The sequence below is a fragment of the Streptomyces vietnamensis genome, assembly GCF_000830005.1.
GTDB lineage: Bacteria > Actinomycetota > Actinomycetes > Streptomycetales > Streptomycetaceae > Streptomyces > Streptomyces vietnamensis.
The window spans coordinates 4120636-4140148 of sequence record NZ_CP010407.1 but is presented as its reverse complement, the minus strand read 5'-3'; the positions used below and the strand labels follow the sequence as shown (position 1 = coordinate 4140148).

Below are 19513 nucleotides of genomic sequence, written 5' to 3'. Positions count from 1 at the left end.
GGCCGGTGTTGACGGCTCGAATGCCAGGACGGTGGTAGTGTGCGCGCCTCGCTGATCCAGATCGCGGTAGACCCGGACGAACCGGTCGAAGCACGTCGCGCCCGCGTGGCGCGGCTCGTACGGGAGGAATCCGGCCGCGCCGACCTCGTGGTCCTTCCGGAACTGTGGACCGTCGGGGCCTTCGCCTCCGACCTCTTCGCCGCCGAGTCCGAACCGCTGAACGGCCCCACCCACCGGGCCATGGCGGCCGCCGCCCGCGACGCCGGGGTCTGGCTGCACGCCGGCTCCTTCGTCGAGGCGGAGGGCGGCGCCCTCTACAACACCTCGCTCCTCCTCTCCCCCGACGGCGAACTCGCCGCCTCCTACCGCAAGATCCACCGCTTCGGCTTCGACAAGGGCGAGGCCGTCCTCATGGCCGCCGGCGAGGACCTCGTCACCGTCGACCTGCCGCTCCTCACCGTCGGCGTCGCCACCTGCTACGACCTGCGCTTCCCCGAGCTCTTCCGCGGCCTCGTCGACGCCGGCGCCCAGGCCTTCGTCGTCCCGGCCGGCTGGCCCGCCCTCCGCCGTGCCCACTGGACGCTCCTCGCGCGGGCCCGGGCCGTCGAGAACCAGGCGTACGTCCTCGCCTGCGGCACCGCCGGCACCCACGCGGGCGTGGAGCAGGCCGGGCACTCGATCGTCGTCGACCCCTGGGGCGAGACCCTCGCGGAGGCCGGTCCCGACGAGGAGATCCTGCGGGTCGTCCTCGACCCGGCGAAGGTCAGGGCCACCCGGGAACAGTTCCCGGCACTGAAGGACCGGGTCCTGGGGATCGCGGCACCGCGCCGGACCGGCCGCGTCTCGTGAACGACACGGCCCTCGCCGCCTTCGCCGAGCTCTTCGGCCCGCCGCCCGAGGCGCCCGCCCCGCCCGTCGACTGGGACGCCGTCGAGGAGTGGCTGGGCCTCCGCCTGCCCGCCGACTACAAAGCGATCGCCACCGCGTACGGCCCGCTCGACATCGGCGAACGGCTCTGGCTGCACACGCCGTTCGACCGGGCCGGCGGCTGGTTCGACTACGGCGCCTTCGTCGAGGAGGGCCGCCGGGCCGCCCCCGGTGTCCTCCCCTTCGGCGCCACCCGCGCGTCCGACACCCTGTTCTGGGACACGACGGCCTCCGACGACCCCGACCAGTGGCCCGTCGTCGTCCACGTGCAGAACCTCGCGAACGCCGGCAAGGACCCCTGGCGCCGCCCCGGCACCACCCTCCTGCCCACCCTCGCCGGCTTCGTCTCCGACGGCCTGCGCCCCGCCCTCGCCCGCAGCGGCCTCGCCGGCGACGAGGCGTACGCCTGGACCCCGCCGGCCCGCCGGCCGGAACCGACCCCCGCACAGCGGGCCGCGCTCGTCTCCGGTGCCACCGGCTTCGACACCCTCACCGCCCTGCTTCCGCCGCCCGCCGAGCCGTACCTCGGCGAGCAGAGCTGGGAGTGGCTGTACGAGCGTCTCGGCACCCGCCTCCCCACCGAGTACGTCCGCCTGATGGAGACGTACGGCGGAGGCGAGTGGGTCCAGTGGCTGCGCTTCAGGGCCCCGCTGGGCACCGGGCAGTACGACCTCGCCCCCTGGGCCGAGTGGTACGGCGACACCTACCGCGGCCACCGTGCCGACTTCCCCCAGTACAACCCGCTGGCCGCCTGGCCCGAACCCGGCGGCTTCCTGCCCTTCGCCGACTCCATCGACGGCGACCAGCTGTGCTGGCTCACCGAGGGCGACACCCCCGACGACTGGCCCCTGATCGTCGTCCCGCGCCACGCCGGCCAGGGCCCACCGCTCACCGGCACCCTCACCGGGACCCTGCTCGCCTGGCTGCGCGGCGAACTCCGCACGGAAGGCCTCCCCGGCCTCGTACGCCCCCACGAGGACCCGCTGGACGTCATCGCCTTCGAGCCGTACGGGGGAAAGAAGGAGACCGACTAGGGCCCGTCTGACCATTCGCGTCGGATCAGGCCGGGCGGGCCGGACCCGACGGGAACGGTCGGACAGGTGCTAGGACGCGGCCAGCTCCGCCGCGTCCGGCAGCAGCGCCGTCAGCTCCTGCCAGATCCGCTTCGCGGCGACCCGACGCAGCCGGAACGGGTCGCCCTCCGAGGCGGCGCCCTCCGCCATCGGTTCGGCGGGGAGCTCCCGCAGCCAGTAGCCGAGCGGCCCGCAGTCCCAGGCCGCCGCCGCGCGCGCGACCACGCCCTGCGCGCCCTCCTGGGCGCCCTGCCAGGCGGCCGTCATGCGCCACTGGGACCGCAGCTCCACGATCAGCTCCGCGAGCCGCGGGGCGATCTCGACGCCTCCCGCGGCGCGCAGCGCCTCCGCGACCAGGACCCGCTCGTCCGCGCCCGGCGTCGAGGAGGCCTTCTCCAGGGCCGCGAGCCCCGCCTCCAGGACGCCCGTCGTCGTCTCCACGACCTCCTCGGCCGCGTCCCCGTCCGACTGGCGCAGGGCGATCAGGTCGGCGAGCGTCCACACCACGGTCCTCGGCTCCACGAGCCGGTACTCCGCCTCCTCCTGGCCCGGCCAGGTCTCGTGGCAGACGACGTGCTCGTCGCCGATCAGCATCCCGTGGTGCAGGACGCCCTGCCGGCCGCCCGCCTCGAGGGAGACGATCACGGACGGATGGACCAGGGTCTTCATCAGCGGCAGCAGGAGCGCGGACAGCTCCCCCGCCTCGTTGGCGAGCCCGGCGTCCCGCAGCCGCGCCGCCGCGGCCGCCAGGGACTCGGGGACCTGCTGACCGGTCGCCAGCTGGGCGAGGACGAAGACCTCGTCGTCGCTCAGCCGGAAGCGGGATCGGGTCACGTCGAAGGAAGGCATGAATCGCTCAATCGTCAGAGAGGTCGGAAGGTCAGTACTGGGACTCGGTCCAGAAATGGGTCACGCGGGAGATGCCGGCCTTCACCGCGCCGAGCTGCGTCAGGGTGGAGCGGTCGACGCCCGCGAAGACCAGGGCGAGCGACAGGTCCCCGCCCTCGGCCCGCCCGTCGACGTGCACGGAGAGCCTGCGGTTCTTGCCGCGCCCGCCCTCGCGGACGGTGATCCGGACGCCGGGGTCCTCGTCGTCCGCGGCGCGGCTCAGGACGTAGCCGTGCTTGTCGAGGGCCGTGAGCCGGTAGTGGTCGCCCGCGTACCGCATCGCCAGGGCACGCTGCTCCAGGGTCGCGCCGAAACGGTTCCGCTCCACGTACACGACCCGGTCGCCGACCCGCAGCGTGGACCGGTTCAGGCCCGGCAGCTTCATCCCCTCGACGTGCATCCCGCGCGCCTCGAAGGAGGCGGTCGGCAGCTGCCCGCCGCGCACCTCCGAGACGAGCGACTCGGGAGAGGTGCGGGGGAGGGGACAGGTCAGCGTGATCTCGCCGAACTCCGGCGAGACGCCCTTCCAGCCGGCCCGGTAGTCGTGCCGGTTGCCCTCCTTCCACGCCTGGAGGTCGAACGGCGTGACGTGCGTGTGCATCTCTTTCAGGCTCCTGCTCAGTCGAAGGGGTTCAGTGCGCTGCCGAGCTTCTTCGCGCCGTCCTTGATGCCGTTCCCGATGTCGGACGCCTTGTCGCCGACCCAGTCCCCGGCCGCCTCCAGACCCTTCCCGATCGCCTCGTGGTTGTCCCAGATCAGCGCCGCGCCGTACGCCACGCCCGTACCGACCGCGAGGCCGAGGGTGACCGGGTTCGGGGCCACGGTCAGCGCCGTCATCGAGGCGCTGAAGGCGGTACCGGTGAGGTCCGTGGCGAACTTCGCCGGATCCGCCTTGATCATGTCCGTGTTGTACGTGGCGAGGTTGGCCACGCCGTACGCGGTGGCCGCGACACCGCCGACGACACCGGCGCCGCGCAGGAAGCCCGCCGCCTTGGCCGCGTTGGCGAGGCCGCCGTTCTGGGCGACCTTCAGCAGGTTGGCCTCGGCGGCCGTCGGCATGAAGAAGGCGCCGTTGCGCATGAACCCGCCGTACATGGCGGCCTCGTCGGAGCCGGTGATCGCGGTCGCGAGACCCGGCGGGACCTTGCTGAGCAGGCTGCCCGGAGCCGCCCCGGCGAGCCGCATGTTGAACTGCTTCGACAGGAAGGTGCCGGGCGCGGTCGGGTGCACGAACGGCGGCCGGAGCGCCTTGGACAGCTTGTACGAGTACAGGCCCGCGGTCGTCAGGGCGCTCGCGAACGCGCCCGCCGTGATGGTCCCCTCCGTGAACTTCTGGACCAGGTCGGCGAGTTCCTTGTTGCCGGTGAGCTTGGCGATGCCGTCGTGCTGGAGGCGCTTGACGTAGTCGTCGAGCGTCTCGTCGTCCTTCATCTTCAGCCAGGCCAGGTTCATCCGGTCGTCCTTGGCCTTGTCGTCGGCCGCGGAGACCTTGCCCGCGTCACCGTTGAAGCCGGTGCCGAGCGTCTCGTCGTTCTTGTTGCCGTAGCCGTCCTTGACCACGGCCTCCAGGTCCTTCTTCAGGTCCTGGTCGGCGACGTCCATGGCCTTGACGCAGCTGTCGAGGTGCTCGGCCCAGGCGACCTCGGCGTCCCGGACGCTCTTCGCGCCGTCCGGGTCGTGGTGCAGGGCGCTGCGCTCCTGGGGAGTGAGCCGCTCGTAGTCGTACGCGACCCGCCCCTCCTCGGAGACCTTCATGCCCGCCTTGATCGCGTCGGCGCGGGCGTTCTCCAGCTGCTTCTTCAGCTCCACGAACTGCTCGTGGGCGTTCCGCAGCAGCGTCGCCGTGGCCTTGGCCTGGATCTGCGCCGCCTGGTACTCGTACCGCGTGGCGGTGAAGTTGGTGTGGGCGGCGGTCGCGCTCTCGCCCAGCCAGGCCTGCGAGGTGGGCAGGGACTGCACGCTCTCCCCGTAGCGCTCCTCCACCTTGCCCAGCTCGCCCGCCATCTCGTCCCACTTGTCGGCGGCGGTGGCGAGCTTGCCCAGATCGGTCGTCATGATCTCGGAGTACGTCAGCACGGTCCGCCCCCTCAGTACTTCGTGATGCCGGAGGCCGGCTGGACCCCCGCGATACGGGCCCGGGTGTCGAGCTCCTGCTGGCCGAAGGTGCCGGCCGTGGCGCGCAGGGCGGCCTTCTCGGACGCGAGCCGGCCCAGGAGCGTCTTGACCTGCTTGTCCCAGGTGGCCTCGACGGTCTTCAGACCGGCAGCCGTCTCCCAGCCGGCGAAGCCGCCGACGGCCGCCGTGGTGGCGGCGTCCGCCCACTTGGCGGCCTTGTCCGTGTTCGGCTCCAGCTCGGTCTCGATGGTGTTGGCCGCGGCCCGCTTCTTTGCTGGTGCAGTGGCGAGATTGGGCTGACCGCCCGCCGCACCGCCGCCACCGCCGCCGTCGAGCTGGTTCAACCTCATGTCGACGGCGGCCTGTTCCGGTGCGGCAGACCGTATGCCGGCCCACTCCTCGTCAAAGCCCATAGCGCAGTGCCCCCATCGAAGAATGCCCATCACTTTGCAGGTGCATCGTATGTTTCCGTGGGGATCGTGCGGGGCGCAAGGTCAAACGGTGATTCCCCGCAGGGACGCGCGCCCCGCGGGGAGTTCCGGTGCGTACTCCGCCCAGGCGGCCGCCAGTCTCCGTACCGCCTCCGTCAGCACCTCCGGGGCCGCCAGGAAGTGCAGCCGCAGATGGCGGAGGCTGCCGCCGAGCGCGTCGGTCGTGGCGCCCGGGAGGACGGCCACCCCGTGGCGGAGGGCGAGCTGTGCGAAGGAGACGCCGTCGCCGTGGGGGAGCCGCACCCACAGGGTCTGCCCGCCGGCCGTCGGGGCGCACGACCAGGACGGCAGCAGCCGGGCCAGCTCGGCCCGCAGATGGTCGTGGCCCGCGCGGACCGCCCGCAGCCGGGCCGCGAGGAGCGGCCCGTACCCGTCGAGCAGCCGGACCGCCGCCAGCTGCGACGGCACGTCGCTGCCCAGGTCGTGCAGGGCCTTCAGCCGGGCGAGGCGGTCGATCAGCGGCGCCGGGCCGCGCACCCAGCCGATCCGCAGCCCGCCCCACACCACCTTGCTCAGCGAACCGACGCCGATGACGTCGCCGTACGAGGCGAGGGGAGCATGGCCGGTGTCCGCTTCCGCGTCGAAGGCGAGGTCGGCGAGGACCTCGTCGTCCACCAGCGGCACGCCCAGCGCGTTCGCCGCCTCGACGAGACGGCGGCCGGCGAGCGGCGGCAGGACCGCCCCCGTCGGGTTCTGGAACCGGCCGATCACATAGGCCAGGGCCGGCCGGTGACGTTCCATCACCCGCACCGCCTCCGCCACGTCCACTCCGTCCGGCCCCACCGCCACCGGCAGCGGCACGGCCGCCGCCTCCCGGAACAGATCCAGCGCCCCCGGATACGTCGGCGCCTCCACGAGCACCCCGTCGCCCGGTGCGAGCAGGAGCCGGGCGAGCAGCGAAAGGGCCTGCTGTGCGCCGGTGGTGACCAGGATCTGCCCCGGCCCGGTCGGCACGCCCCGCGCCGTGTACCGCGCCGCGACCGCAGCCCGCAGGGACCCGATCCCCGCCGGGTGGTAGCCGAGGTCCCCGTGCGGGAGCACGAGACCGCGGTACGTCTCCGCCAGCTCGGCCGGCGGCCGGTCCGGGGCGGCGCAGCTCAGCAGGATCACGTCGTCCGGCGCCTCGAGGAGGTGCAGGAAGAGCGGGTTGGAAGTCTCCTTCACCCGCGAGGTCTCCTTCACCCGCGGGGCGTCCTTCACCCGCGGGGCGTCCGGCACGAGGGCGGCCGCCGCCCCGTGCTCCCCCAGGGCCAGCGCGGGCGCCGCCACCCGGGTCCCGCTGCCCTGGCGCCGCACCAGCCGGCCTTCCTGCCGGAGCGTCTCGTACGCGGCGACCACCGTCGTACGGCCCACGGCCAGGGCCTGCGCGAGCCGCCGGTCCGGCGGCAGGAGCGTGCCCGACGGCAGCGCGCCCTCGTCGATCAGCCGGCGCAGCCGGGCGGCGAGCAGCAGATACAGCGGCCCGCGCCCGGCGGACCAGCGGCCGAGCCGGGCGACGAGGTCGTCGAGGGACAGGGGCGGAGGTGACGCGTCGATTGGCTCCATCGGCGAACCAATCTGCCGGGATTGGACCTGTGAGGGCAAGTTCCCCGTCCACACACTGAGTTCATGACCGACTCCCCGCGCCCCGAGACCCTCGCCGTCCACCCGCCCCACGTCGAGGTCACGGGCAGCAGGCCCCTCGGCGTCCCCCTCCACCAGGGGCACGTCTTCGCCTTCGACTCGGCCGACGCCCTCGCCGAGGGCTTCACCTCCCCGGACGCCTTCCTCTACGCCCGCCTCGGCAACCCCACCGTCCGCACCCTGGAGGACGCCGTCGCCCGCCTGGAGGGCGGGACCGCCGCCCAGTCCTTCGCCTCCGGCATGGGCGCCATCAACGCCGTCCTCCTCGGCCTGCTCGGCAGCGGCGACCACGTCATCGCCCAGACCTGCCTGTACGGCGGCACGTACGCGGTCCTCACCGACCTCGCCGCCCGCTGGGGCGTCGACGTCACGTACATCTCCGGCACCGACCCGGAGGAGGTGCGGGCGGCCCTGCGCCCCGAGACCCGCCTCCTCCACCTGGAGACCATCGCCAACCCCACCACCCGCGTCGTCGACGTCCCCGCGCTCGCCGCCGTCGCCACCGAAGCCGGGGTCCCGGTGGTCGTCGACAACACCTTCGCCTCCCCGCTGCTCTGCCGCCCCCTCGACCACGGCGCCGACATCGTCGTCCACTCCGCCACCAAGTACCTGGCCGGGCACGCGGACGTCCTCGGCGGCATCGCCGTCTTCAAGACCCCCGAGCTGTACGGCCGCGTCCGCCACCACGCCGTCGAACAGGGCGCGTCCACCGACCCGTTCGCCGCCTGGCTGACCCTGCGCGGCATGCAGACCCTGTCCCTGCGCATGGAACGCCAGTGCGCGAGCGCCGCCGAGCTCGCCGCCCGGCTCGAAGCGCACCCGGCGGTCGAGGCCGTCCGCCACCCGGCCCTCGCGAGCCACCCGGACCGGGAGATCGCCGCGCGCCTGCTGCCCGGGGGCGGCGGCGGGGTCGTCTCGGTGGACCTCGCGGGCGGCCGGGAGGCGGGCCGCACCTTCGTCGAGGCGGTACGGCTCGCCTCCCTCAGCGTCTCCCTCGGCGACGTGAAGACGCTGGTGATGCACCCGGCGTCCACCTCCCACCACCAGCTCGACGCGGCGGCCCTCGCGGCGGCCGGCATCGGCGCGGGCACGGTCCGTCTTTCGGTCGGCATCGAGCACGTGGAGGACCTGTGGGCGGACCTGGAGCAGGCACTCGCGAAGGCCGGCTGAGCGGGGTCAGTCCTCCCGCTCCCGCTCCGCCATCCGGATGACGCACACGGCGACCGCGATCTGCAGCGCCGCGTCCGCGTCCTCACGGACCACGTTCACCGCGTACGTCTCGCGGACGTGGAACCACTGCCGGGAGATGTGCGCCAGGAGCTCGCCCTCGTACTCGACGGTGAACTCCCGGTCCAGGACGCGGCCGCTGACGTCCAGTTCGGTGCCGTCGACGAGCGTCACCCGGTAGTGGTTGCGGAGCAGGGAGAGCCGCTTGCGGCGGACGGTCGCGAGCGGCCGCTCGTCCCGCTCGATCGTCATCGCGTCCCGGAGGCTGAACATCTTCTGCCGCAGGGTCACGAGGACCCGCCCGTCGGGGTCCTTCAGCTCCAGGGTGTCGCGCAGCCGCAGGGCCTTGCCGTCGACGAGGAAGGCGTGCCGGCCCCGCTCGTCCTCGATCCAGTAGTCGTCGCCGATCGCGAACATCTTGTCCCGTACGAGATATTTCACGGCCCTATGTCTGCCCCGGTCGCCCGGCTTCTCACCCGAAGTACCGGGTGAACGGGTCCGGCGTCGCGCCGAGCATCGATCCGAACGGCGCGTCGAGCTGATGGATCAGCAGCACGGTGAAGGCGATGAACCCGGACAGGCCCATCACCATCACCACGTGCGTCGTACTCCTCCTGATCCCGAAGAGGAACATGAACGCCAGCGTCAGCGCACCGCCGATCAGCAGACCCGTCCACAGCACCGGGGAGAGCCGCTCCTGCGCCGCCGCCTCCCGGCCCCGCCGCGCGTCGTCGACGTAACCGAGCTGGGCCAGCACCTCCTGGGCCGCGATCTGCTCCGGCACCCTGGCCGAGTCCCCCACCTCACCCGCCCTCCGGACCTGTTCGAGCAACCGCCAGCCGGACGGGTCGAGCGGCTCGCGCTCCGCCATCGCCGGCCACTCGACGCCGACGACGTGATCGGCGTACGTACGGGCCGCTTCCCGCAGCGGCTGCCGCTGGGCGGCGGGGAGCGCGTCCGCGAGGAGGTACGTCTGGTGCAGGGCGCTCGCCTCGGCCTGGACGTTGTCGGCGGCGTCGGACCGGGTGTCCCAGACGGACACCAGACAGAGTCCGAGCACCACCGCGTAGAGGACCGACACCATCATGGCGATGTACTCGGCGACGTCCTCGCGCGGCTCCTCGTCCTCGCCCGCCGGGAAGAGCCTGGTCTTGGCGAAGACGGCGAGGGCGGCGACGAGCGCGACACCGAGGACGACGAAGAGCGTCTCGAACAGGTCCACGGTCAGTGCCCCCGGTTGCCGAGCAGAGCCGCCGCGATCGCCGCCGGGATCAGGAGCAGCAGCAACATCGCCACGACCCCGAACTCATGCGCCTCCCGCGCCCGCCGCCGCAACCGCCCGAGAAACCCCTCGTCGTCCCGCGCGGCAGAGGTGGTGGTGCGGGGCACAGCCTCCGATACGCCGGCCACGTCCGGCACGGCGCGCGGCGGGGCCACGCGGGCGGGGGCGGGGGCGGTGGAGGCACCGGCGGCCCGGGACGGGGCGGGAGGGACGGCGGCGGGCGGGATGCCACCGGGCGGGATGCCACCGGGCGGGGCGGGGGCTTGCGGGGCGGTGCCCGGAAGACCGGGGGCCCCGGGCGCGGCTCCAGCGGCCCCGGCAGCACCAGTGGCTCCAGCAGCTCCAGCAGCACTGGCTGCACCGGCAGTTCCGGCTGCACTGGCGGCCCCCGATGCTCCGGCAGCACCAGCCACTCCTGCTGACCCAGCCGCTCCTGCCACCCCAGCAGCCCCTCCAGCCCCTCCAGCACCCACAACCCCACCAACCCCGGCAGCACCCCCGCCAACCGCCCCAGCGGCAGCCCCACCCACCCCAACAGCTCCACCCACCCCACCAGCCCCGCCCGAACCGGCCCCCGCTCCCCCCGCCGCCGCCCGTGGCGAGGCGATCGTGAAAGTGGCGGAGGAGCGCGCGGTGAGCGTCGGTGCGGGAGCGAGCCGGCCCCCGGCGTCATAGGTCGCGACCCGGTCGCTGCCGGTGGCGAGTCCGGTGCTCCGGTGGGTGCCGGGCGGACGCCGGACGGTGGCCGTGCAGCGGGCGGAGGCGCCCGGGGCGAGCAGGGCCACGGTCCCGTCGCAGTTCACGGCCCCGGGGCCGAGCCGCAGGGCGGGGTCCTCGACGCGTACGGCGTGGACGGGCCGGTTGCCCCGGTTGGTGACGGTGTACGTGACGGTCGCGGTCCCGGCGGGGGCCACGCCGACGGCCCGCCCGGCCCGCCCCGCTCCACCGGCCCCGACCGAGACGCGCTCGGCGAGCGCGAGGCCTCCGGCGACCCCGGTGTACCCGGAGCGGGCGGTGGCGTGCATCCGCAGCCCGAGGGACGGGACGTCCCCCTCGGCCCGCGCGGTGGCGAGGCGCGCCCCGGGCAGGGCCGGGAAACGGGCGACGCACTCCATCTCCCCGAGCGCGGCGAGCGGCCGCCGGGGGCACGGTACGGACCCGCCGGGGACGCCCGGGTCGACGACCCGCACCCCGTACAGATGGGCCTCGCTCCGGTTCACGAGCCGGTACCGCTTCACGATCTGCGCCCCGACCCGTACGGCCGCCGCCGGCGTCCCGCTGTCGGCCCGCCCGTTCACGGTCACGGTCATCCGGAGCCCCCCGTCCCCGACGCCACCGGCCCAGGCGCCGGCGCCGGGCAGCAGGAGCAGCACCGCCATCAGCAGCCCACCGCTCACCCGACGGAGGTAATAGTCCGATGATCTGCCCGCACGCGTCATGCGCCCCATGCCACCGCCCGCCCCCGGCCCACCCCCGCCCAGGACACGCCCCGTCCCCCCACCCGGCCCCCACTTTCCACCCGTACGGCACCCTTGAACCATGAACGACTCCGCGCCCACCCCCGCGCCCCGCCGTGCCCGTGTCCGCGCCCCCGAGCTGATCGGCAAGGGCGGCTGGCTGAACACGGGTGGAGAAGAACCCACCCTCGCCGACCTGCGAGGAAAGATCGTTCTGCTCGATTTTTGGACGTTCTGCTGCATCAACTGCCTGCACGTCCTCGACGAGCTCCGGGACCTGGAGGAGAAGCACCGCGACACGCTCGTGATCGTCGGGGTGCACTCGCCGAAGTTCGTGCACGAGGCCGAGCACCAGGCCGTCGTCGACGCCGTCGAGCGGTACGAGGTGCACCACCCCGTGCTCGACGACCCGGAGCTCGCGACCTGGAAGCAGTACGCCGTGCGCGCGTGGCCGACGCTCGTCGTGATCGACCCCGAGGGGTACGTCGTCGCCCAGCACGCCGGTGAGGGGCACGCCAACGCCATCCGGACGCTCGTCGAGGAGCTGGAGGCCGAGCACGAGGCCAAGGGGACGCTGCGGCGCGGCGACGGGCCGTACGTGGCGCCGGAGCCGGTCGCGACCGATCTCCGTTTCCCCGGGAAGGCCGTCGTCCTCGGCAACGGGAACTTCCTCGTCTCCGACACCACCCGGCACCAGCTCGTCGAGCTCGCCGAGGACGGCGAGACCGTCGTGCGGCGGATCGGCGAGGGGGTCTTCCGGGAGCCGCAGGGGCTCGCGCTCCTCCCCGGCGGGAAGGTCGTCGTCGCCGACACCGTGAACCATGCGTTGCGGACGTACGACCCCGAGAGCGGCGTGATCGAGCTCGTCGCCGGGACCGGCAAGCAGTGGTGGCAGGGGTCCCCGACCTCCGGGCCCGCCCTCGACGTCGACCTGTCCTCGCCGTGGGACGTCGCCTGGTGGCAGGGCAAGGTGTGGATCGCCATGGCCGGTGTGCACCAGCTGTGGACGTACGACCCGGAGACGAAGACCGTCGAGGTCGCCGCCGGGACGACCAACGAGGGGCTCGTCGACGGGCCCGCCGCCGAGGCCTGGTTCGCGCAGCCCTCCGGGCTCGCCGCCACCGAGGACCGGCTGTGGATCGCCGACTCCGAGACCAGCGCCGTGCGGTACATCGACACCGAAGGCGTCGTGCACACCGCCGTCGGCACCGGCCTCTTCGACTTCGGCCACCGCGACGGCGCCGCCGAGCAGGCACTCCTCCAGCACCCGCTGGGCGTGACCGCCCTGCCCGACGGCTCGGTCGCCGTCTCCGACACGTACAACCACGCCCTGCGCCGCTTCGATCCGGCGACGGGCGAGGTGACCACCCTCGCCACCGATCTGCGCGAGCCCAGCGACGCCGTGCTCGTCGGCGGCGACATCGTCGTCGTCGAGTCCGCCCGGCACCGGCTGACCCGGCTGCGGCTGCCCGAGGAGGCCGTCCAGGTCGAGTCCGCCGCCTACCGGACGCAGCGCGAGGCCACCGAGGTCGCGCCCGGCCGGCTCCGGCTCGACGTCGTCTTCCAGGCGCCGACCGGGCAGAAGCTGGACGAGCGGTACGGGCCTTCCACCCGGCTCCTGGTGTCCTCGACGCCGCCCGAGCTGCTGCTCGGCGGCGAGGGGACCGGTACCGATCTCTTCCGGGAGCTCGAACTGAACCCGGACGTGACCGAGGGCGTGCTGCACGTCTCCGCCATGGCCGCGTCCTGCGACGACGACCCGGCCAACGAGTACCCGGCCTGCCACGTCCACCAGCAGGACTGGGGCGTCCCGGTGAAGGTCACGGCAGAGGGTGTGTCCCGTCTCCCGCTGATCCTCGCCGGCATGGACGAGCAGGCCTAACGCACGATCCCCTGGTTCCTGGACGGGCGCCCCGCGGCCCCGTCCAGGCACCCCTCCACCCAGGCCGCCGGGTCGTGCACGGCCCGGTCGCCGCCCATCCCCCGCCGCTCCATGTCGGCGCACTCGCCCTCGCGCAGGGCGCGCCACTTCACGATCCGTACGGCTTGCAGATAGCCGCCCTCGTACGCGATGTCCGTGCCCCACGGGGGCCGTTCGTCGTAGCGCGCGATCACGGCTCCCCCCGCCGCCGTGGCGAGCACCACGGCGGCGGCGAGGACGGCGAAGAACTTGCCCCGGGGCGGGCCCTCATGACGTTCCATGAGGGCGACGCTGCCAGCCGGGACCTTTCGCGGATGTTTCCGCCTGTGCTCCTCAGCCCTCCAGGAACGCCACCAGCGCGTTCGCCAGGAGGTACGGGTCGTCCGCGCCGCACAGTTCGCGGGCGCTGTGCATGGAGAGGATCGCGACGCCGATGTCGACGGTCGAGATGCCGTGCCGGGCGGCGGTGATCGGGCCGATCGTGGTGCCGCAGGGCATGTCGTTGCTGGAGACGAAGGACTGCCAGGGCACCCCCGCCTTCTCGCAGGCGGCGGCGAAGACCGCGCGGCCGCTGCCGTCGGTGGCGTACCGCTGGTTGACGTTCACCTTGAGGATCGGGCCGCCGTTGACGCGCGGGTGGTGCGTCGGGTCGTGGCGCTCCGCGTAGTTGGGGTGGACGGCGTGGCCGGTGTCGGAGGAGAGGCAGACGGTGCCGGCGAAGGCGCGGGCCCGGTCCTCGTAGGAACCGCCGCGGGCGTAGACGGAGCGCTCGAGGACGTTGCCGAGGAGGGGGCCCTGGGCGCCGGTGTCGGCCTCGGAGCCGTTCTCCTCGTGGTCGAAGGCGGCGAGGACCGGGATGTACGGGAGGTCGTCGCGGCCCGCGAGGGAGGCGAGCGCGGCGGTGGCGGCGTGCACGGACAGCAGGTTGTCCATGCGCGGTCCGGCGAGGAGTTCGCGGTCGCGGCCCAGGTAGGCGGGGGCGTCGACGGCGTGGACCATGAGGTCCCAGCCGGTGACGTCCTCGGCGTCGACGCCTGCCTCGGCGGCGACGAACTCGATCAGGTCGCCCTCGTGGACCTGGCCGATGCCCCAGATGGGCTGCATGTGGCGCTGGCGGTCGAGCTTGAGGCCGTCGTTGACCTGGCGGTCGAGGTGGATGGCGAGCTGCGGGACGCGCAGCAGCGGCCGGTCGACGTTGACGAGGTGGTGGCTGCCGTCGCGGAGGGTGAGGCGGCCGGCGAGGCCGAGGTCGCGGTCGAGCCAGGTGTTGAGGAGGGTTCCGCCGTAGATCTCGACGGCGACCTGGCGCCAGCCCTGGGCGCCCATGTCGGGCTGCGGCTTGACGCGCAGGTTGGGGGAGTCGGTGTGGGCGCCGACGATCCGGTACGGGGTGTGGGCGGCGGCGCCCTCCGGCACGTACCAGGCGATGATCGCGCCGCCGCGGATCACGTACTTCCCGCCGGCCGTCCCGTCCCAGGCCGCGGTCTCCTCGACCCTGCGGAAGCCGACCTTCTCGAGCCTCTCGGCGGCGCTCGCCACCGCGTGGTACGGCGAGGGGGAGGCCGTCAGGAAGGCCATCAGGTCGTCGGTGTGTCCGCGGTCGAAGGGGCCGGCGGTGGGACGGGAAGCTGCGCTGCTCATGGGTTCACCATACGCAGGGACCGGAATGCGAAGACGGGACCCCGAAAAGTGGGACGGGGGACGGGAATCCCGGGAACCTCCGGTGTGCTCCGCCGGTCATCGGCGCAGGGCCTCCACCGGCTGGATGCGGGCGGCCCGCCAGGCCGGGTAGATCCCGGCGACCACCCCGGTGACCAGGCCGATCAGCGGGGCGGCGACGACGGTGCCGGTGTGCAGGACGGGCGTCCAGTCGCGCAGCCAGGCGACCAGGACCACGGTGACCGAGCCGATGCTCGTGCCGACCAGGCCGCCGAGGGCGCCGAGGAAGCCGGACTCGGTGAGGAACTGGGCAGTGACGTGGCGCCCCCGGGCGCCGAGGGCCCGCCGCAGGCCGATCTCCCCGGTGCGTTCCAGTACGGAGACGAGCGTGGTGTTCGCGATGCCGACCGCGCCGATGAACAGGCAGATCGCGGCGAGCAGCAGGAACAGCTGGTCCAGGTCGGAGGTGACGGAGGAGCGCAGGGTGCGCGGGTCGGGCGGCGCCGCGGCCTGGAGGTAGTCGGGGTGGTCGGGGCGGAGCGCCACCGGTATCTCGGCGGCGATCTGGGGGGCGGCGCCGAGGTCGGTGGCGACGATCATGCGGGAGTCCTGGGTGGGCTCGCCCCACAGGCCGCGGGCGACGGTGTCCGGCACGAGCACGGACATCAGCATCTCGGGGCGCCGCCGGACGTCGTCGATGACGCCGGCGACGGTGAACGGCTGGTCGCCGATGAAGAGCGTCGGGGAGGTCTCCAGGGTGGAGATGCCGAGCCGGGCGGCGATGCCGCTGCCGATGACGGCGACGGGCTGGCGGGCCTTCGCGTGGTACGCGTCGTACAGCCGGCCCTCCGCGAGCCGGGGCATCACCGCCTGGAGGGCGCCCGGGGAGACGGCGGTCACCTCGATGTTCGCGCCTCCCGTGCCCGCCGCGTCGCTCACCGGCGACGAGCGCACGGTGGGCGCGCCCGTCGGGGGCCGCACCGGCCAGAACACGCCGGCGTGCCGGACCCCGCGGAGCCGTTCGACGCGCGGTCCGGCGTCCTCGGGGAAGCCGGGGGCGGCGAAGGGGTCCTTGGTGCGGGCCACGTCCTCGACGGTCACCTCGGTGGCGGTGAGCACGTTGAAGCGGGCGTCGATCTGCGAGGACGCGGTCGCGGTGAGGCCGAGGACCGCGACGAAGGTGCCGACGCCGAGGACGGTGCCGAGGGCGGTGAGCGTGGCGCGGCCGGGGCGCTGGAGGATGCCGGCGAAGGCCTCGGCGAGGAGGTCGCGCAGGGGGAAGGAGGTCGGCTCGACGACCCGGGCCCTGGAGCGGCTCGTACGGAATCCGTTGGTACGGGGCGGCCCGTCCGGTCGGGTCACGCGGGGACCGCCTGTTCGCTCAGGACGCCGTCGCGTACGGCGATCGTGCGCAGCCCCCGGGCCGCGACCTCGGGGTCGTGGGTGATGAGGAGGACGGTCATGCCCTCGCCGTGGAGTTCGGCGAGGAGCCGCAGCACGGTGGCGGCGTTGGCCGAGTCCAGGTTTCCGGTCGGTTCGTCGCACAGCAGCAGGGAGGGCCGTCCGACGAGGGCGCGGGCGATGGCGACCCGCTGGCGTTCGCCGCCGGACATCCGGCTGGGCAGTGCGTCCGTGCGGTGGCCGAGCCCGACCCGCCGCAGCGCCTCCCGGGCGAGGCCGGGCCGTGCGGCGCGGGGCGCTCCCCCGTACACGAGGGCGAGCGACACGTTCTCCAGGGCGCTGCGGTGCGGCATGAGGTGGAAGGACTGGAAGACGAAGCCGATGCGGCGGCCGCGCAGGGCCGTGCGGTCGGTGTCCCGCAGGGTGCCGGTGTCGATGCCGTCGAGGAGGTAGCTGCCGGCGGTGGGCGAGTCGAGCAGGCCGACGATGTTCAGGAAGGTCGACTTGCCGGAGCCGGAGGGGCCGACGACGGTGACGAAGTCGCCCCGGTGGACGGTGAGGTCGCAGGGGCGCAGGGCTTCGACGGGCGGCGGCCCGGGGTAGGTGAGCGCGACCTGCCGGAACTCGATGACGGGTGCTTCCTGTGGTGCGGGGTCGGGCTCCGGTGGCGTCATGGCGTTCCTTCCTGCTGCCGTACGCCGGTCAGGACGCGCTCGCCCGCGGTGAGGGTGCCGGGGGCGACGGGGACGACCTGCACGTAGCCGTCGCCGGTCGCGCCGAGCCGTACGGGGAGCCTGCGGCGCGGGCCCTCGCCGTCCTGGCCGGTGACGACGGTGACGACGGTGGAGCCGTCGGGCGCGGCGGAGACGGCGGTCACCGGGACCACGAGGACGGCGCCGTCGGTGGCGCTGGACTCGACGGTCAGCCGGACGTCCTGGCCGGCGAGGTCGGCGGTCAGCCGGCTGTCGGGGGCGACGATCATCAGATAGCCGGAGCCCTGGGGGCCGGAGCCGCCGCCGGTGCCGGCGTTCTGGCCGCTTCCCGCGGCGGCGGCGCCGGATCCGGTGCCGGAGCGGGCGACGGTGGGGGTGCCGGCGACGGACCGGACCCGGGCGGTGGCCTCGGCGCCGGTGAGTTCGGACAGGATCCGCACCTTCTGGTCCGGGCGGACGAGGCTCTTCTGGGAGGCCTGGAGGTAGCCGTGGACGACGAGTTCGCCGGAGGTCACGGTCATCACGGAGCCGGAGACCTGGGCTCCGACCCGGGCGGAGAGGCTCTCCACGCGGGCCGGGAAGCGCTCAAGGAAGACCACTTCGGAGGCCGGGACCATCGCCCCGGCCGTGCTCTCGGCCGTGGCGAGGTCCTCGCGCGCGGTGGCGAGGTCCTCCCGGGCCCGGGCGAGGGCCTTGCGGAGCCCGGAGAGATCGGCCTCGCTCCCGCCGGAGCCGCCGGGGCCGCCGGGGCCGCCGGGGCCGCCGGGGCCGCCGGGGCCGCCGGGGCCGCCGGAGCCGCCGGAGCCGCCGGAGCCGCCGGAGCCGCTCGCGCCGCCCGAACCACCCTGACCGCCCGTGCCGCCGGAGCCGCCCGCGCCGCTTCCGCCGGTCGCGGTGGCTCCGGTCCCGCCGGTCGCGGAGGTGCTCGCGTCCGGTTCGGCCGAGGCCTCGGCGGCCGCTTCGGCAGCGGCCGCCTCGGCGCGCTCCAGGGCCTCCCGGGCGTCCTCGACCGCCCGCTGCCGCGACTTGACCTGCTCCTTCGCCGCCTTCACCGCCGAGTCCGCGCCGCCCGCCTCCGTACCGCCGGCCGCCACCGGTTCGTACCCGACCGCCCGGTAGAGCTCCTCCACGGCGTCCTTGGTCCCGGAGCCGTACGTCCCCCGGGCGTCGGGCGAGGTGGAGTGGCCGAGCGAGGCCAGGGCCTTCTGGAGCTGGGCCACGTCGGCGCCCTCGGCGCCCGGCTTGAGGTCCCGGTAGACGGGCAGTGCTCCCGGGAGCGCGATGACGGGCCGCCCGGAGACCTCGATGAGGACCCGGCCGGCCGCGACGGAACCGCCCGTCTGCAGGGGCGTCTTGGTGACGGTCGGCGGCCCGCCGCCCTCGGCGCCCGCACCGCCGGCCGGGGCGATGTCGACGCTCTGCCCGGCGACGACCTTGCCGCGCAGCACGACGGTGGACTTCAGGACCCGCTTCTCGACGGGTGCGGTCAGCACGTCGGGGCGTGGCGGCTTCGAGTCGGCCGCGGCCTGGGCGGGCGACCTGACGACGAAGGAGGCGCCGACGCCCGCGCCGGTCAGGACGACGGCGCCGACGGTCACGGCGATCACCCACCGACGCGCCCGCGAGGCCCCGCCGGGGGCGGCCGCGGGCGCGGCCGCCTCCTCGGCGGGTGCGAGGAGGAGGGAGTCGTCGTGCTCGGGTTCCGGTATCGGTGTCTGGGTCATCAGTGGTCCGCGAGGGCCTTCTGCGCGTTGGCGAGGTAGCCCTTGTTCCAGGCCTCCACGGTCTTGAACTGTTCGGCCCGGCTGTCGATCTCGCTCTGCTGGAGCGGCTTCACCACGGCGTACCAGGCCTGTTCGAGTCCGGCTTCCGCGTTGCAGGCGCTGTCGGCGACCGCGACCTTCTTCTCCTCCTCGGTGGCGGCCGCGGCCATGGGGCTGCCGTCGGAGGGCCGGTCGCCGCCCGAGCTGCCCTTGCCGGAGAAGCGGGCGACCGGTTCCTGCGGCTGGGAGAAGAGGAAACCGCTCTTCTTCATGCAGGTGCTCCACTTGCCGATGGCGGCGATGAGCCGGTTGTCGGCCTGGGCCTTCTGGGCGGCGGTGTTGGCGGCCTCGTCGACCGGGCTGGGCACGGGGAGCTGGGGGAGGCCCTTGGCCATGGTGCGGGAGGCCTCGCCCTTGCAGCCGCCCTCGGGGACGGCCTGCCCCGCCACCGTACGGGCGCCGGTGCCGACGCGTACGGCCTCCTCGGCCTCGCTGCCGGACTTGCCGTCGCCCGTGTCGTCGCCGCCGGCCGTGGCGGGCTTGGGCGAGCGGTAGCCGTAGGAGGCGGCCTGGGCGGCGGGGATCATCCGGTACTCGGAGTCGCGGGCGGGCTTGTTCTCCTCGACGGCGTTCTTGGGCGCGTAGTCGAAGCCGTACCGCTTCATGCAGGCGGAGATCAGCAGCTCGCTCGCCCGCTGGATGGTCTTGACGTCCTCGGCCGAGCCGCGCATGTACGCGGTGAGGGGGAGCGGCTGGTCGACCGGGCCGGCGTCCGCCGGGGCCTTGGAGCCGCCGGGTGCCTGGGCGTTCGTCTTGGAGTCCTGGCCCTGGGGGGCGTCGCCGGAGCCGCCGCAGCCGGTGAGGGTGAGGGCGGTGGCGAGGACGAGGACGGGGAGGGCGGCGGCGCGGAGCGCGGGCCGGCGGGACGGGGTCTTCATGGTGTGCTCCAGTACGAGAGGGAAAGCGTCTTCGG

Annotated in this window: 18 protein-coding genes; 4 read left to right on the top strand and 14 right to left on the bottom strand. The window is 74.1% G+C overall.

Annotated elements, in window-relative coordinates:
• The first annotated feature begins 39 nt into the window (after positions 1-39).
• Both SVTN_RS18430 and SVTN_RS18425 read left to right on the top strand, forming a co-directional pair.
• Positions 40-849: a carbon-nitrogen family hydrolase gene (locus SVTN_RS18430; RefSeq protein WP_041130090.1), complete on the top strand. Its 810-nt coding sequence runs from the start codon at positions 40-42 to the stop codon at positions 847-849.
• Complete coding sequence (locus tag SVTN_RS18425; protein WP_041130089.1) at positions 846-1961, top strand: SMI1/KNR4 family protein; 1116 nt, start codon at positions 846-848, stop codon at positions 1959-1961. Before SVTN_RS18430 ends, SVTN_RS18425 begins: the two co-directional genes overlap by 4 nt.
• Before the next feature lie 69 nt (positions 1962-2030).
• On the opposite strand, the gene SVTN_RS18420 is transcribed toward SVTN_RS18425, so the two are convergent.
• The 5 genes from SVTN_RS18420 to SVTN_RS18400 form a co-directional block, all read right to left on the bottom strand.
• Complete coding sequence (locus SVTN_RS18420) at positions 2031-2849, bottom strand: hypothetical protein (protein WP_041130088.1); 819 nt, start codon at positions 2847-2849, stop codon at positions 2031-2033.
• A 31-nt stretch (positions 2850-2880) separates the two neighbouring features.
• Positions 2881-3489 (bottom strand): hypothetical protein, encoded by a 609-nt coding sequence (locus SVTN_RS18415; protein WP_041130087.1) that lies wholly within the window; start codon positions 3487-3489, stop codon positions 2881-2883.
• A gap of 17 nt (positions 3490-3506) precedes the next feature.
• A complete protein-coding gene (locus SVTN_RS18410) occupies positions 3507-4964 on the bottom strand; it encodes a hypothetical protein (RefSeq protein WP_041130086.1) in 1458 nt (485 codons plus the stop codon).
• Between the two features lie 11 nt (positions 4965-4975).
• The gene (locus tag SVTN_RS18405; RefSeq protein ID WP_245727586.1) at positions 4976-5353 is read right to left on the bottom strand and encodes a hypothetical protein; all 378 of its coding nucleotides are present in this window, start codon (positions 5351-5353) and stop codon (positions 4976-4978) included.
• Positions 5354-5497: 144 nt separating this feature from the next.
• Positions 5498-7039, bottom strand: coding sequence for an aminotransferase-like domain-containing protein (locus SVTN_RS18400; protein ID WP_052499192.1), 1542 nt, complete (start codon positions 7037-7039; stop codon positions 5498-5500).
• A 63-nt stretch (positions 7040-7102) separates the two neighbouring features.
• Between SVTN_RS18400 and SVTN_RS18395 the strand changes: the two genes are divergently transcribed.
• Complete coding sequence (locus SVTN_RS18395; RefSeq protein WP_041130084.1) at positions 7103-8287, top strand: trans-sulfuration enzyme family protein; 1185 nt, start codon at positions 7103-7105, stop codon at positions 8285-8287.
• Positions 8288-8293: 6 nt separating this feature from the next.
• On the opposite strand, the gene SVTN_RS18390 is transcribed toward SVTN_RS18395, so the two are convergent.
• The 3 genes from SVTN_RS18390 to SVTN_RS44990 are packed head-to-tail and all read right to left on the bottom strand — an operon-like array spanning position 8294 to position 11023.
• Positions 8294-8785, bottom strand: coding sequence for an LURP-one-related/scramblase family protein (locus tag SVTN_RS18390; RefSeq protein ID WP_041130083.1), 492 nt, complete (start codon positions 8783-8785; stop codon positions 8294-8296).
• A 31-nt stretch (positions 8786-8816) separates the two neighbouring features.
• Positions 8817-9566, bottom strand: a complete 750-nt coding sequence (locus tag SVTN_RS18385; protein ID WP_041130082.1) for a bestrophin-like domain — start codon at positions 9564-9566, stop codon at positions 8817-8819.
• 2 nt (positions 9567-9568) lie between these two features.
• Entirely contained in the window at positions 9569-11023 is a 1455-nt protein-coding gene (locus tag SVTN_RS44990; protein ID WP_159026467.1) for a DUF7507 domain-containing protein, read from the bottom strand.
• Between the two features lie 142 nt (positions 11024-11165).
• Here SVTN_RS44990 and SVTN_RS18375 point away from each other — a divergent pair, with 142 nt between their 5' ends.
• Complete coding sequence (locus SVTN_RS18375; RefSeq protein ID WP_041130080.1) at positions 11166-12965, top strand: NHL domain-containing thioredoxin family protein; 1800 nt, start codon at positions 11166-11168, stop codon at positions 12963-12965.
• On the opposite strand, the gene SVTN_RS18370 is transcribed toward SVTN_RS18375, so the two are convergent.
• From SVTN_RS18370 to SVTN_RS18345, 6 genes are all read right to left on the bottom strand, one after another.
• Positions 12962-13285 (bottom strand): hypothetical protein, encoded by a 324-nt coding sequence (locus SVTN_RS18370; RefSeq protein WP_052499191.1) that lies wholly within the window; start codon positions 13283-13285, stop codon positions 12962-12964. The genes SVTN_RS18375 and SVTN_RS18370 overlap by 4 nt on opposite strands.
• Positions 13286-13337: 52 nt before the next feature.
• Positions 13338-14645, bottom strand: a complete 1308-nt coding sequence (locus SVTN_RS18365; RefSeq protein ID WP_041130079.1) for a M18 family aminopeptidase — start codon at positions 14643-14645, stop codon at positions 13338-13340.
• 96 nt (positions 14646-14741) lie between these two features.
• Positions 14742-16025, bottom strand: a complete 1284-nt coding sequence (locus tag SVTN_RS18360) for an ABC transporter permease (protein WP_041130078.1) — start codon at positions 16023-16025, stop codon at positions 14742-14744.
• Entirely contained in the window at positions 16022-16738 is a 717-nt protein-coding gene (locus SVTN_RS18355; protein WP_041130077.1) for an ABC transporter ATP-binding protein, read from the bottom strand. The genes SVTN_RS18360 and SVTN_RS18355 overlap by 4 nt, the downstream gene beginning before the upstream one ends.
• Entirely contained in the window at positions 16735-18501 is a 1767-nt protein-coding gene (locus SVTN_RS46175; RefSeq protein WP_052499190.1) for a peptidoglycan-binding protein, read from the bottom strand. The genes SVTN_RS18355 and SVTN_RS46175 overlap by 4 nt, the downstream gene beginning before the upstream one ends.
• Complete coding sequence (locus tag SVTN_RS18345) at positions 18501-19478, bottom strand: hypothetical protein (RefSeq protein ID WP_041130076.1); 978 nt, start codon at positions 19476-19478, stop codon at positions 18501-18503. The genes SVTN_RS46175 and SVTN_RS18345 overlap by 1 nt, the downstream gene beginning before the upstream one ends.
• Between the last annotated feature and the right edge of the window lie 35 nt (positions 19479-19513).